This is a genomic window from Burkholderia sp. Ac-20384, assembly GCF_017104605.1.
In the GTDB taxonomy this organism is placed as follows: domain Bacteria; phylum Pseudomonadota; class Gammaproteobacteria; order Burkholderiales; family Burkholderiaceae; genus Burkholderia; species Burkholderia lata.
In genome coordinates this window covers 13146-27444 of sequence record NZ_JAAGPE010000027.1, presented here as the reverse complement: position 1 = coordinate 27444, position 14299 = coordinate 13146, and the positions used below count along the sequence as shown (strand labels likewise).

At 66.9% G+C, this 14299-nt stretch carries 12 protein-coding genes; 7 read left to right on the top strand and 5 right to left on the bottom strand.

Annotated features, from left to right (window positions below; genetic code table 11):
* Nucleotide 1 precedes the first annotated feature (1 nt).
* Both G3O00_RS07955 and kdsD read right to left on the bottom strand, forming a co-directional pair.
* Nucleotides 2-538: an HAD family hydrolase gene (locus G3O00_RS07955; RefSeq protein ID WP_174930750.1), complete on the bottom strand. Its 537-nt coding sequence runs from the start codon at nt 536-538 to the stop codon at nt 2-4.
* Entirely contained in the window at nt 538-1521 is a 984-nt protein-coding gene (gene kdsD, locus G3O00_RS07950) for an arabinose 5-phosphate isomerase KdsD (RefSeq protein WP_011353220.1), read from the bottom strand. Before kdsD ends, G3O00_RS07955 begins: the two co-directional genes overlap by 1 nt.
* A 125-nt stretch (nt 1522-1646) precedes the next feature.
* On the opposite strand from kdsD, the gene G3O00_RS07945 reads away from it, so the two are divergent.
* The 5 genes from G3O00_RS07945 to purU all read left to right on the top strand — a co-directional run bounded on the left by G3O00_RS07945 (nt 1647) and on the right by purU (nt 6797).
* The gene (locus G3O00_RS07945; protein WP_206142642.1) at nt 1647-3653 is read left to right on the top strand and encodes a monovalent cation:proton antiporter family protein; all 2007 of its coding nucleotides are present in this window, start codon (nt 1647-1649) and stop codon (nt 3651-3653) included.
* 82 nt (nt 3654-3735) lie between these two features.
* A complete protein-coding gene (locus tag G3O00_RS07940; protein ID WP_011353218.1) occupies nt 3736-4302 on the top strand; it encodes an adenine phosphoribosyltransferase in 567 nt (188 codons plus the stop codon).
* 50 nt (nt 4303-4352) lie between these two features.
* Nucleotides 4353-4967 (top strand): LysE family translocator, encoded by a 615-nt coding sequence (locus G3O00_RS07935; protein ID WP_174930748.1) that lies wholly within the window; start codon nt 4353-4355, stop codon nt 4965-4967.
* Between the two features lie 5 nt (nt 4968-4972).
* Nucleotides 4973-5839 carry a DUF4743 domain-containing protein gene (locus G3O00_RS07930; protein WP_206142641.1) on the top strand — a complete coding sequence of 289 codons (867 nt, stop codon included), beginning with the start codon at nt 4973-4975 and terminating at the stop codon, nt 5837-5839.
* Between the two features lie 73 nt (nt 5840-5912).
* Entirely contained in the window at nt 5913-6797 is an 885-nt protein-coding gene (gene purU / locus G3O00_RS07925) for a formyltetrahydrofolate deformylase (RefSeq protein ID WP_011353215.1), read from the top strand.
* 99 nt (nt 6798-6896) lie between these two features.
* Here the strand turns inward: purU and G3O00_RS07920 are convergent, their stop codons facing one another.
* Both G3O00_RS07920 and uvrA read right to left on the bottom strand, forming a co-directional pair.
* Nucleotides 6897-7982: an AI-2E family transporter gene (locus G3O00_RS07920; RefSeq protein WP_011353214.1), complete on the bottom strand. Its 1086-nt coding sequence runs from the start codon at nt 7980-7982 to the stop codon at nt 6897-6899.
* 252 nt (nt 7983-8234) lie between these two features.
* Entirely contained in the window at nt 8235-11120 is a 2886-nt protein-coding gene (uvrA, locus tag G3O00_RS07915) for an excinuclease ABC subunit UvrA (RefSeq protein WP_011353213.1), read from the bottom strand.
* A 264-nt stretch (nt 11121-11384) separates the two neighbouring features.
* On the opposite strand from uvrA, the gene G3O00_RS07910 reads away from it, so the two are divergent.
* Both G3O00_RS07910 and G3O00_RS07905 read left to right on the top strand, forming a co-directional pair.
* Complete coding sequence (locus G3O00_RS07910; protein ID WP_206142640.1) at nt 11385-12572, top strand: MFS transporter; 1188 nt, start codon at nt 11385-11387, stop codon at nt 12570-12572.
* Nucleotides 12573-12673: 101 nt separating this feature from the next.
* Nucleotides 12674-13228: a single-stranded DNA-binding protein gene (locus G3O00_RS07905; protein WP_011353211.1), complete on the top strand. Its 555-nt coding sequence runs from the start codon at nt 12674-12676 to the stop codon at nt 13226-13228.
* 252 nt (nt 13229-13480) lie between these two features.
* On the opposite strand, the gene G3O00_RS07900 is transcribed toward G3O00_RS07905, so the two are convergent.
* Entirely contained in the window at nt 13481-14233 is a 753-nt protein-coding gene (locus tag G3O00_RS07900; RefSeq protein ID WP_206142639.1) for an aspartate/glutamate racemase family protein, read from the bottom strand.
* Nucleotides 14234-14299 lie beyond the last annotated feature (66 nt).

Genomic DNA, 14299 nt, shown 5'->3' with positions numbered 1-14299 from the left:
GTCAGGCTCCGCAGGCGGCCGCGAGCAGCGCGTCGTAGCGGCGCTGCGCACGCAGGATCGCGTCGCAGACTTCGCGGACGGCGCCTTGGCCGCCGCGAGCCTCGGCCACCCAGTGCGCGCGGGCGATCACCTCGGGGTGCGCGTTCGCGGGGGCGGTCGCGAAGCCGCAGCGCAGCATCACGGGCAGGTCGGGCCAGTCGTCGCCCATGTAGCCGCACTGGTCGGCGGTGAGGCCGAGCGACGCGATCAGGTCGGTGAACACGGTGAACTTGTTCTCGACACCCTGGAACAGGTGCGCGATCTTCATTTCCTTCGCACGCGCCGCGACGATCTCCGAGCGGCGGCCCGTGATGATCGCGGTCGCGATGCCGGCTTCGCCGAGCAGCTTCACGCCATGGCCGTCGAGCGAATTGAACGACTTCATCGTGTCGCCGGCCGCGGTAAACAGCAGGCCGCCGTCGGTCAGCACGCCGTCGACGTCGAAAATCATCAGCTTCACGCGGCTCGCACGTTCGGCCGCAGTCAGCGCTGCGCTCATCAGATCACCTTCTTCGAAAACAGGTCGTGCATGTTCAGCGCGCCGATCAGCACGCCGTCGGCATCGACCACCAGCATCTGGTTGATCCGGTGGCGCTCCATCAGTTCCACGGCCTCGACCGCCAGGTGATCCGGTGCAACCGTGCGCGGGCCGCGCGTCATCACGTCGGTGATCGGCAGCGTGCGGAAGTCGCCGTCGCGCGCGAGCACGCGGCGCAGGTCGCCATCGGTGAAGATGCCGGCGACCTTGCCGTCGGCGTCGACCACGGCCGTCATGCCGAGGCGCTTCGCGGTGATCTGGAACAGCGCGTCCGACAGCGTCGCGTCGAGCCCGACGGACGGGACATCGTCGCCCGAGCGCATCACGTCGCGCACGTAGGTGAGCAGGCGCCGGCCGAGTGCGCCGCCCGGGTGCGAGCGCGCGAAATCTTCCGAGCCGAAGCCGCGCGCGTCGAGCACCGCCACGGCGAGCGCGTCGCCGAGCGCGAGCGCGGCGGTTGTGCTCGCCGTGGGCGCGAGGTTCATCGGGCAGGCCTCTTTCGAGACCGCGGCGTTCAGGTTCACGTCGGCGAGCGTGCCGAGGCTCGATTCCGCGCGGCCCGTGATCGCGATCAGCTTCGCGCCGATCCGCTTCACGAGCGGCAGGATCGCCACGAGTTCTTCGGATTCGCCGGAATAGGAGATGCCGATGAAGACGTCGTCGGAGGTGACCATCCCGAGGTCGCCGTGGCTGGCCTCGGCAGGGTGGACGAAGAAGGCCGGCGTGCCGGTGCTGGCCAGCGTGGCCGCGATCTTGCGGGCGATATGCCCCGATTTGCCGATGCCGGACACCACCACGCGGCCGCGACAGCCGAGCAGCAGCGCGACGGCCTGGACGAAGCCGCCGTCGAGCTGGTCGCGCAGTGCGCGCACGGCGTCCGCCTCGATGTCGAGCACGTCGCGGGCGAGCGCGAGCGCCCGGTCATCATTGATTTTCGCTATCATGCGCGGAGTATAGCAAAGGCGTTTGTTCGCCGCGCCGGGCCTTCGGACTCGTCCGAGGTCGCCCGACCACCGCCACCACCCGCGCCCGCATTGCCGTGGCCCCGACGAACGAGGACGCTTCGCCCGTGATTTCCCCGCTCGAAATGACCCTGCTGCTGCTGCTGGCCTCAGTGGTGGGCGTCGTCGTATTCCGCTCGTTGAACCTGCCGCCGATGCTCGGCTACCTGACCGTCGGCATCCTGGTCGGCCCGCATGCGTTCGGCATCGCGGCAGATCTGGAGCGGGCCGAGCACCTTGCGGAATTCGGCGTGGTGTTCCTGATGTTTTCGATCGGCCTCGAGTTCTCGCTGGCGAAGCTGAGGGCGATGCAGCGGCTCGTGTTCGGGCTCGGGCTGCTGCAGGTCGTCGCGACCCTCGTGCTCGCGCTCGTGCTCGGCATGCTGTTCGAGCACTGGGTACACATCACCTGGCAGGGCAGCATTGCACTCGGCGGCGCGCTCGCGATGTCGTCGACGGCGATCGTGTCGAAGATGCTCGCCGAGCGGCTCGAGATCGAGACCGAGCACGGCCGCAACATCTTCGGCGTGCTGCTGTTCCAGGATCTCGCGGTGGTGCCGCTGCTGATCGTGATCGCCGCGTTCGGCGCCGAATCGTCGAAGGACCTCGCGATCACGCTCGGCTTCGCGGCCGTCAAGATCGTGATCGCGCTCACGCTGCTGCTGGTCATCGGCCAGCGCTTCATGACGCGCTGGCTCAACGTCGTCGCGCGGCGCCGCTCGCAGGAACTGTTCGTGCTGAACCTGCTGCTCGTCACGCTCGGCGCCGCGTTCATCACCGACCGCTTCGGCCTGTCGCTCGCGCTCGGCGCGTTCATCGCGGGGATGCTGATCTCCGAGACGCCGTTCCGCCATCAGGTGGAGGAGGACATCAAGCCGTTCCGCGACGTGCTGCTCGGCCTGTTCTTCGTGACGACCGGGATGTTGCTCGATCCGCGCGTGATCTGGGAGCACCCGCTCCTCGTGCTCGGTTTCTTCGTCGGGCAGATCCTGTTCAAGGGGACGATGATCGCCGGGCTCGCGCGGCTGTTCGGCGCGACGCCGGGTGTCGCGATGCGTACCGGCATCGGGCTCGCGCAGGCCGGCGAATTCGGCTTCGTGCTGCTGAACCTGATCCTCGACCGGCATCTCGTCGATTCGACGCTGCTGCAGGCGATCCTCGCGTCGATGCTGCTGTCGATGCTCGCGGCGCCGTTCCTGATCCAGAACGCCGACCGGATCGTGATGCGGCTGTCGTCGACCGAATGGATGCAGCAGTCGCTGCAGATGACGCGGATCGCGACGCAAAGCCTCAAGCAGCGCGGCCACGTGATCATTTGCGGCTACGGCCGCGCAGGGCAGAACCTGGCGCGGATGCTCGAACAGGAAGGCATTCCGTACGTCGCGCTCGACCTCGACCCCGATCGCGTGAGCGCGGCCGGGGCGGCCGGCGAATCGGTCGTGTTCGGTGACGCGGCGCGCCGTGAGTCGCTGCTCGCGGCCGGTATCCACCGCGCGGCGGCGGTGGCGATCACCTACGCGAACACGCCGTCCGCGCTGCGCGTGCTGCATCACGTGCACGAACTCGAGCCGACGCTGCCCGCGATCGTGCGCACCGTCGACGATGCCGATCTCGAAAAGCTGCTCGCGGCCGGCGCGACCGAAGTGATTCCGGAGATCGTCGAGGGCAGCCTGATGCTCGCGTCGCACACGCTGGTGCTGGTCGGCGTGCCGATGCGCAAGGTCGTGCGGCGCGTCGAGGAAATGCGCGACGAACGCTACAGCCTGCTGCGCGGCTATTTCCGCGGCGCCGACGACGCGGACGACGACGACCACGAGCAGGTGCGGCTACAATCGGTGCCGGTCGATGCGCGCGCGGACGCGGTCGGGCGTTCGCTGGAAGAACTCGGGCTGTATGCGCTCGGGCTCGAAGTCACGGCGATCCGCCGGCACGGCATCCGCGGCGTCGAACCCGATCCGCAAACCAAGCTGCGCGCGAGCGACATCGTCGTGCTGCGCGGGTTGCCCGAGGCGCTCGCGCTCGCGGAGGAGCGGCTGTCGCGCCATCGGCGCGATCCGCCGGCCGCGGCTGCCTGAGCCGCGCTTGGTTTGATAACCTGACCCGTATTTATTCGAAACGGTGCCCGATCTTCGCGCACCGTTTTTTTCGGAGAGTTTCATGCCGCATTCGTCGTCGGGCGCACCGCTCGATCCGGTCGCCTTCATCCACAGCCAGATCCGCACGGTGCCCGACTGGCCGCAGCCGGGCGTGATGTTCCGCGACATCACGACGCTGCTGCAGAGCCCGAAGGCGCTGCGCATCCTCGTCGACCTGTTCGTCGAGCGCTATGTCGATGCGAAGCTCGACTATGTCGCGGGCCTCGATGCGCGCGGCTTCATCATCGCGCCGATCGTCGCGTACGAGCTGAGCGTCGGCTTCGTGCCGATCCGCAAGGTCGGCAAGCTGCCGTACAAGACGCGCTCGGAATCGTACGACCTCGAATACGGCAGCGCGACGGTCGAGATCCATGAAGACGCATGCCGCCCCGGCGACCGCGTGATCATCATGGACGACCTGATCGCGACCGGCGGCACGATGATGGCGGGGCGCAACCTGCTGCAGCGGCTCGGCGCGGAAGTCGTCGAAGGCGCGGCGATCATCGACCTGCCCGATCTCGGCGGCTCGGCGCTGCTGCGCAACGCGGGACTGCCGGTTTATACCGTCACCGAATTCGCCGGCCACTGAACGCCGGCCGGCCTGAATCCACCTGATTCCACGTTAGCAGCGAGGTCACGATGCCCAACTTCATGCTGTTTCTCGCCACGTCGATCGCGATCACGTTCGCGCCGGGTCCCGACAACCTGCAGGTGCTCGCACGCGGCATCTCGCAGGGCCGCGCGGCCGGCTTCGTCGCCGCGCTCGGCTTCACGGCCGGGATCCTGTTCCACACGACGCTCGCGGCGCTCGGCGTCGCGGCCGTGCTGCGTTCGTCGCCGGTCGCGTTCGAGATCCTGAAGCTCGCGGGCGCCGCGTACCTCGTGTGGATCGGCATCAAGGCGCTGCGCAGCCAGGGCCTCGCGAATGCGCATGAGCGTCCGCCGCAGCCGCTCGGCACGATCTTCCGGCAGAGCGTGATCGGCAACCTGATGAACCCGAAGGTCACGCTGTTCTTCGTCGTGTTCCTGCCGCAATTCGTCGATCCGCACGGCGCGCAGAGCGTGACGCTGCAGATGTTCGAACTCGGCGCGCTGTTCATGCTGCAGACGGCCGTGGTCTTCTCGCTGTTCGGCGTCGGCGCGGGCATGATCGGCGCGTGGCTGAAGCGCCGCCCGAAGGCCGGCGTGTGGCTCGACCGGATCGCCGGCGCGACGTTCATCGCGATCGGCATCCGCGTCGCGCTGAAGGACTGATCGCGATGACGTTTCCGTGCATTGCGGCCGCGCGTCGCTTCGATCCGGCCGCGCACCTGCGTTTCGAGATTGCCGGCCAGGCGGTCGGCTGGGTGCGCCGCGAGGACGTCGCGATGCTCGCCCGCTGGCCCGACGTGTTCGAGCTGACCGACGCGCGCGTCGTGCTGTCGCCGCGCTACGACTCGGTCGACGCACGCAGCATGGCGTTGGCGAGCGCGATCGGCGCGCTCGCGGCCGAAGGCGCGATTCCCGGCTGGCGCGACGAGATCTACGCGATCCGCAACCGCTTCGACGATCCGCCGCTCGCGTACATCGAGCGCGCCGCGTCGCGCTTCTTCGGTACGCAGACTTATGCAGTGCATCTGAACGGCATCGTAGAATATGCGGTTGCGCCGGGCGAGCCGTCCGCCGCGGCCGTCCCGCAGATGTGGCTCGGCCGCCGCAGCGAGACCAAGGCAACCGACCCCGGCATGCTCGACAACGTCGTCGCGGGCGGGATCGGCTGGGGCCTGGGCGTTCACGAGACGCTCGCGAAGGAGTGCTGGGAAGAAGCCGGCATTCCGGCCGAACTGGCCGCGCGCGCGATCGCGGGCCGCGCGGTGCAGGTGCTGTGCTCGCTGCCGGAAGGCACGCAGTCCGAACTGATCTTCGTGTACGACCTGCCGCTGCCGCGCGACTTCGCGCCGCGCAACCAGGACGGCGAAGTGGCCGAGCACCTGCTGGCCGGCGTGCCCGAGGTGATCGGCTGGCTGCGCGCCGGCCGCGCGACGATGGATGCAAGCCTTGCGACGCTCGACACGCTGCTGCGCCACCGCTGGATCCCGGCGGCCGACGCGGCAGGCATCGACGCACTGTTCGCACCGGCCGCGTGACGCGTGCCGAGCACGCAGCCTGGCGGCGCGAACGGGCAATTTGACGAATACGGAAACGAAGGGAGTAGCGGTCATGCCGACCGATCACAGCTTTATCTTGAAACTGTCGTGCCCCGACCGGCACGGCATCGTCCACGCGGTCTCGGGCTTCCTGTTCGAGCGCAGCAACAACATCCTCGATTCGGCGCAGTTCGGCGATAGCCGCACCAGCGAATTCTTCATGCGCGTGCACTTCGAGCAGGACGGCGGCGGCGCGGATGCCGCGACGGCGCTCGACACGTTGCGCCGGGAGTTCGCGCCGCTCGCCGAGCAGTTCGCGATGCGCTGGGAAATGCACGACGCCGCCGTGAAGCCGCGCGTCGTGATCATGGTGTCGAAGATCGGCCACTGCCTGAACGACCTGCTGTTCCGCTATCGCACCGGCCAGCTGCCGATCGAGATCCCGGCGATCGTGTCGAACCACAAGGAGTTCTACCAGCTCGCCGCGAGCTACAACATCCCGTTCCATCATTTCCCGCTGATCGGCGGCTCGTCCGATGCCGCGAAGGCCGCGCAGGAAGCGCGCGTGCTGGAAGTGATCGACGAGCACCAGGCCGATCTGGTCGTGCTCGCGCGCTACATGCAGATCCTGTCGCCGAACCTGTGCAAGCAGCTCGCCGGCCGCGCGATCAACATCCACCATTCGTTCCTGCCGAGCTTCAAGGGTGCGAAGCCTTACTACCAGGCGTTCGATCGCGGCGTGAAGCTGATCGGCGCGACCGCGCACTACGTGACGACCGATCTCGACGAAGGCCCGATCATCGAGCAGGAAGTCGAGCGCGTCGACCACAGCATGACGCCCGACCAGCTGACCGCGATCGGCCGCGACGTCGAATGCGTGACGCTTGCGCGCGCGGTGAAGTGGCACGTCGAGCACCGGGTCGTGCTGAACGGGACGAAGACGGTCGTGTTCCGCTGATTTGCTGATTGCCGGGCGTCGGCTGGCAATCACAAACAAAAACGCCGCGCCCTTCACGGGGCGCGGCGTTTTTTTATCGCTTGCGTTGTGCGAGCTGCGTCAGATCAGCCGCAGCAGGTACAGCTCGCGCTTCAGGTACGCATAGAAGATCGGCGCGGCGATCACGCCCGGCAGCCCGAACGCGGCTTCCATGATCAGCATCGCGAGCAGCAGCTCCCATGCGCGCGACTCGATCTGGCCGCCGATGATCTTCGCGTTCAGGAAGTATTCGAGCTTGTGGATGATCACGAGGAATGCCAGCGACGCGATCGCGGTACCCATGCTGACCGACAGCGACACGGCGACGATCAGCGTGTTCGAGATCAGGTTGCCGATCACGGGCAGCAGGCCGACGATGAACGTGACGAGCACGAGCGTTTTCGACAGCGGCAGCCGCTGGTGGAAGATCGGCAGCGCGACGAGCAGGTAGATGCCCGTGAACACCGCGTTGATCGCCGAGATCTTGATCTGCGCGAACACGATCCGGCGGAATGCGTCGGCGAAGCGCGACACGCGCGTGACGAGCGCCGTGGACAGCGGCCGGCGCACCTTGCCGTGCTCGACGCCGATCGCGATCATCGCGCCGATGATCATCCCGAACAGCACGTGGCCGAAGCCGCGCGCGACGCTCTTGCCGCTTTGCTGGAGCTGGTCCATGTGCGAGTGCATCAGCACGGCCGCCTTCGTCTTCATCTGCTCGACGTCGACTGGCAGCAGGTTCGCGATCCAGGCCGGCGTACGGGCGCGAGTCTGCTCGACGATCTGCATCAGCTGGTCGAGCAGGCTTTGCAGGTTCGGCACCGTGCGCTCGAAGTGTTCGATGATGCCGATCGTCAGGCTGGTCAGCGCGCCGACGATCACGATCGACAGCAGCACGACGGCGACCCAGCGCGCGCGCATGCTCGTGGTGTGGCGTTCGATCACGGGGGCGATCGTGTGGATCAGCTGGTAGACGAGCAGGCCGGCCAGCAGCCCGCCGAGCAGCTTGAGCTCGATCACGAGCCACATGGCAAGGATCGCGAACACATAGCTGCCGATCTCCAGTGCCGACAGCTTCGGCAGGCTGAAATCGCTCGTCAGCCGCACGCTGCGCAGGTGCGGTTCGCGATTCTGCGCGTCGCGAGACGAGTCTGGTTGCTTCTCCATCGTGGATTCCTGTCGTTCGTGTGTCATGCCGCGGAATGCGCGGCAGAGCCGTGTTCGCCCGGCGCCGCACCGGATTGGTGCGTACGGCGAACCTTACGACCGTAAAGTATAGCCGCCATTATGGTCCGCAACGGGGCCGTTTGGCGCATGGTGTAAACGCAGAAGGGAAAACGAGAAGGGGCCGGATTCGCGGTGCGGAAGGGCGCGCGCGGCCGGGCGGCCGCGCGCGGGAGGGGAGTCAGGCGGGGCGCGTCAGCCGGCCGCGACCTTGCGGGTCGTGCGCTTGAGCAGCGGCGCGAGGTACTTGCCGGTGAAGCTCGCCTTCGTCTTCGCGACCTGCTCGGGCGTGCCCTGCGCGATGATCTGGCCGCCGCCGGCACCGCCTTCGGGGCCGAGGTCGATCACCCAGTCGGCCGTCTTGATCACGTCGAGGTTGTGCTCGATGATCACGACCGTGTTGCCCTGGTCGCGCAGCCGGTGGATCACTTCCAGCAGCAGTGCGATGTCGTGGAAGTGCAGGCCGGTGGTCGGCTCGTCGAGGATGTACAGCGTGCGGCCGGTGTCGCGCTTGGAGAGTTCGAGCGACAGCTTCACGCGCTGCGCCTCGCCGCCCGACAGCGTCGTGGCCGACTGGCCGAGGCGGATGTAGCCGAGGCCGACGTCGAGCAGCGTCTTCAGCTTGCGCGCGATGACCGGCACCGCGCTGAAGAACGCGTACGCATGCTCGACGGTCATGTCGAGCACTTCGCTGATGTTCTTGCCCTTGTACTGCACTTCGAGCGTTTCGCGGTTGTAGCGCTTGCCGTGGCACACGTCGCACGGCACGTAGACGTCCGGCAGGAAGTGCATCTCGACCTTCAGCACGCCGTCGCCCTGGCACGATTCGCAGCGGCCGCCCTTCACGTTGAACGAGAAGCGGCCCGGATCGTAGCCGCGCTCCTTCGAGGTCGGCACGCCCGAGAACAGCTCGCGGATCGGCGTGAACAGGCCGGTGTAGGTGGCCGGGTTCGAGCGCGGCGTGCGGCCGATCGGCGACTGGTCGACGTTGATCACCTTGTCGAAGTGCTCGAGGCCCTCGATCGCCTCGTGCGGCGCCGGTTCGGCCGACGAGCCGTACAGGTGGCGCGCGACCGCGTGATACAGCGTGTCGTTGATCAGCGTCGACTTGCCGGAGCCCGACACACCGGTGATGCAGGTCAGCAGGCCGACCGGCAGTTCGAGGTCGACATGCTTCAAGTTGTTGCCGTGCGCGTCGACGATGCGCAGCATCCGCTCGGGATCGGGGGCAAGCCGCTCGTCCGGGTACTCGATCGTGCGCTTGCCGACCAGGTACTGGCCGGTGAGCGACTGCGGATTCGACTGCACCTGCTTCGGCGTGCCCTCGGCCACGATCACGCCGCCGTGCTCGCCGGCGCCCGGGCCCATGTCGACGACGTAGTCGGCTGTGCGGATCATGTCCTCGTCGTGCTCGACGACGATCACCGAGTTGCCGAGGTCGCGCAGATGCTTGAGGGTCGAGATCAGGCGGTCGTTGTCGCGCTGGTGCAGGCCGATCGACGGCTCGTCGAGCACGTACATCACGCCCGTGAGGCCCGAGCCGATCTGCGACGCGAGCCGGATACGCTGCGCCTCGCCGCCCGACAGGGTTTCGGCGCTGCGTTCGAGCGACAGGTAGTCGAGGCCGACGTTGTTCAGGAAGGTGAGGCGGGCGACGATTTCCTTGATCACCTTGTCGGCGATCTCGCGCTTCGCGCCTTCGAGCGACAGGCCGTCGAAATAGCCGAGCGCGTCGCGCAGCGGCCAGCCGCTGATTTCAAAGATGCCGCGCGCGTAGTCGCCCGTGCCGATCCGCACGTGGCGCGCTTCGCGGCGCAGGCGCGTGCCGTCGCAGGACGGGCACGGCTGGTTGTTCTGGTACTTCGACAGCTCTTCGCGCACCGCGACCGAATCGGTCTCGCGGTAGCGGCGCTCGAGGTTCGGGATGATCCCTTCGAACACGTGCTCGCGGATCGTCGTGCGGCCGCGCTCGTTGATGTACGAGAACGGGATCGTCTGCTTGCCCGAGCCGAACAGCAGCACCTTCCGGATCTTTTCCGGCAGATCCTCGAATGCGGCGTCGATGTCGAATTCGTAGAACGCCGCGAGACTCTGCAGCATCTGGAAGTAGAACTGGTTGCGGCGGTCCCAGCCTTTCACGGCGCCGGCGGCGAGCGACAGCGACGGGTGCGCGACGACCCGCTTCGGGTCGAAGAACGTGATCTGGCCGAGGCCGTCGCATTCCGGGCACGCGCCCATCGGGTTGTTGAACGAGAACAGGCGCGGCTCGAGCTCCTGCAGCGAGTACGAGCAGATCGGGCACGCGAACTTCGAGCTGAACAGGTACTCGCGGTCGGACTCCATTTCGAGCGCGATCGCGCGGCCGTCGGCGAGGCGCAGTGCCGTCTCGAACGATTCGGCGAGGCGCTGCTTCATGTCCGGGCGCACCTTCAGGCGGTCGACGACGACGTCGATCGTGTGCTTGTCGTTCTTCTTCAGCTTCGGCAGCGACTCGACCTCGTAGATCTTCGCGACGCCTTCGTTCGCGGCGCCGCCGCCCGAGCGCACGCGAAAGCGCACGAAACCCTGCGCCTGCATGTCCTCGAACAGCTCGGCATGCTCGCCCTTGCGATCCGCGACGACGGGCGCGAGGATCATCAGCTTGGTTTCCTCGGGCAGCGCGAGCGCCGCGTCGACCATCTGCGACACGCTCTGCGCTTCCAGCGGGATGTCGTGGTCGGGGCAGTACGGCGTCCCGACACGTGCGAACAAAAGTCGCAGGTAGTCGTGGATTTCCGTGACCGTGCCGACGGTCGAACGCGGGTTGTGGGACGTCGCCTTCTGCTCGATCGAGATCGCCGGCGACAGGCCTTCGATCAGGTCGACGTCGGGTTTCTCCATCAGCTGCAGGAACTGGCGGGCATACGCGGACAGGCTTTCGACGTAGCGGCGCTGGCCCTCGGCATAAAGGGTATCGAACGCGAGCGACGACTTGCCCGACCCGGACAACCCGGTAATCACGATCAGCTTGTGGCGCGGCAGGTCGAGATTGACGTTTTTCAGGTTGTGGGTACGAGCCCCACGGATGCGGATCTGTTCCATGAACCTGGCGAAAATGGAGGGAACCAAACCTGCTACTATAACGGCTTTTCGAGGCCGTCGTTTGGGGCCCCCAGCCTTAGCAGCAGGTGGCAGCAAGATGGCGCCTGCGCCGGGAAAGCGGCCGCGCCGCGCGGTTCCGGGCGGCCTGCGGGCTGCCTGAATCCTGCCCCGACGTGTTGCCGGCCAAGCCTCCCGGGCCGCTGGTCCTGATCTTCCGCCGCCCGGTGTCGGGCGGTCATTCCGATCATTCGAAATTCATTCCCGATGTCCAATCCGTCTGCCACGTCTTCCCGCATGACTGCGCCCGAATTGCGCGCGACCACGTCGCTCGCGGCGATCTTCGCGCTGCGCATGCTCGGCCTGTTCATGATCATGCCGGTGTTCTCGGTCTACGCGAAAACCATCCCGGGCGGCGACAACGTGCTGCTCGTCGGTATCGCGCTCGGGGCCTACGGCGTCACGCAATCGCTGTTCTATATCTTCTACGGCTGGGCGTCCGACAAGTTCGGCCGCAAGCCGGTGATCGCCACCGGTCTCGTGATCTTCGCGATCGGCAGCTTCGTCGCCGCGTCCGCGCATGACATCACGTGGATCATCGTCGGCCGCGTGATCCAGGGGATGGGCGCGGTGTCGTCCGCGGTGCTCGCGTTCATCGCCGACCTGACCTCCGAGCAGAACCGTACGAAGGCGATGGCGATGGTCGGCGGCTCGATCGGCGTGTCGTTCGCGGTCGCGATCGTCGGTGCGCCGATCGTGTTCCATTGGGTCGGGATGAGCGGGCTGTTCGCGATCGTCGGCGTGCTGTCGATCCTCGCGATCGGCGTCGTGCTGTGGATCGTGCCCGACGCGGCGAAGCCCGTGCACGTGCCCGCGCCGTTCGCCGAGGTGCTGCACAACATCGAACTGCTGCGCCTGAACTTCGGCGTGCTGGTGCTGCACGCGACTCAGACGGCGCTGTTCCTTGTCGTACCGCGCCTGCTCGTCGACGGCGGCCTGCCGGTCGCCGCGCACTGGAAGGTCTACCTGCCGGTGATGGGGCTCGCGTTCGTGATGATGGTCCCGGCGATCATCGTCGCGGAAAAACGGGGCAAGATGAAGCCGGTGCTGCTCGGCGGCATCCTGGCTATCCTGATCGGCCAATTGTTGTTGGGCAGCGCGCCGCATACCATCCTGATTGTGGCAGCGGTTCTGTTCGTCTACTTCCTCGGTTTCAACATCCTGGAAGCGTCGCAGCCGTCGCTCGTATCGAAGCTCGCGCCCGGTTCGCGCAAGGGCGCGGCCACAGGTGTTTACAACACCACGCAGTCGATCGGGCTCGCGCTCGGCGGCATCGTGGGCGGCTGGCTGCTGAAGCACGGGGGCGCCAATACGGTGTTCTACACGTGCTCGGGGCTCGTTGCCGCGTGGCTTATAATCGCGGCCAGCATGAAAGCGCCGCCGCGCAAGGCCTGAACTCATTTCGGGCAGGTACCGGCGGCGTTCGCCGGCTTGCCCGGCGGGCCGTACCGACAGCATGAGCGGGCGGCCCGGCATCGAATTTACTGGAGAAACACATGGCATCCGTCAACAAGGTCATCCTCGTCGGCAATCTCGGCGCCGATCCTGAAGTCCGTTACCTGCCGAGCGGCGACGCGGTTGCGAACATCCGTCTCGCAACGACCGATCGCTATAAAGACAAGGCGAGCGGCGATTTCAAGGAAATGACCGAGTGGCACCGCGTCGCGTTCTTCGGTCGTCTGGCGGAAATCGTCAGCGAGTACCTGAAGAAGGGTTCGTCGGTCTATATCGAAGGCCGCATCCGCACGCGCAAGTGGCAGGGCCAGGACGGCCAGGATCGTTACTCGACCGAAATCGTCGCCGACCAGATGCAGATGCTCGGCGGCCGCGGTGCGGGCGGCGGCGGTGGCGGCGGTGACGAAGGCGGTTACGGCGGCGGCTACGGTGGTGGCGGCGGCGGTGGCCGTGGCGAGCAGATGGAGCGCGGCGGTGGCGGCGGTGGTCGTGCCGGCGGTGCAGCGCGTGGCGGTGCAGGCGGCGGCGCGCAAAGCCGTCCGAGCGCACCGGCAGGCGGCGGCTTCGACGAGATGGACGACGATATCCCGTTCTAAAACGACCTACCGCAGTCTGCGGTCAGGCAGGCCCCGGCCCCTTCTTTCAAGTCAGGTGTTTGAAAGGGGAGTCCGGGGCTGTTTTTTTATGCCGCCGCAACGGCAGTCGGAACGTCGGAGGTGGATCGGATCGGATGACGACCGGCCCGGCGATTGGCGACGGGCGGGTCGTGCATTCGATTCGCTGCCCCCGATTCGGGGGGCAGCCGATCGGCATTCATCGCAGGCGCGTGCGCACCGCTTCGCGCCCGCTCAGGCGGGTTGCAGCAGTGCGCCGGCGCCGGGCACGACCGGCGGCAGATCGAGATGCTCGAGCATCCGGCGCACCGTGCAGACGGCGGTCGAGATGGTCGGAATGCCGGTGGCGTCCTGAATCCGCTGGATCGCCGGCAACGACGGCATCTGCACGCACGCGGACGCGACGATCACGTCGGCGTTGCGGGTATTCAGCCGCTTCACGTCGTCCAGCAACTGCAGCGGGTCCCGACGCCCGACTTCGAGATTGTCCGGAATCTCGAAGCAGATCGCATCGACGACCTCGATTCCCTCATGTTCGATGTATTGCACGACAAGGTCGGTCAGCGGCTTCATGTAGGGCGCCATCAGCGCAATGCGGCGCGCACCGAGCGTCTTCAGCCCGTCGATCAGCGCACCGGCCGACGTCATGACCGGCGCGAGGCATTGTGCGGCGCGCGCGACTTCGGTCAGTTCGCGCTCGGTTTGCCGGTGATAGCCGACGCCCATCGCCATGATGGCGACGAGACACGCGGTGCTCATCACGTCCACCCGCGCGTCGGCCAGTTCGGCCGCGCAGCGCAGCCCTTCCTGGTTCATCGCGGTGAGTTCTTCCTTCGTCACCTTGTGCATGCGCATCCGGCTCGAATGGAACGTGAAGCGCGCGTCGTCGCGAATTGCCTCGCGCGCGCGCAGCATCGCGGGGATCTCGGTTTCCATCGTGGTGTTGGAGCTGGGCACGATCTGCCCGATGCGGTAAAGCCTGGTCACGGTGCGTCCCTCTGCTTGAATGGGTACAGGAATCGGAATGAAAGGGCGCGCCGCGCCGGGCCGGTG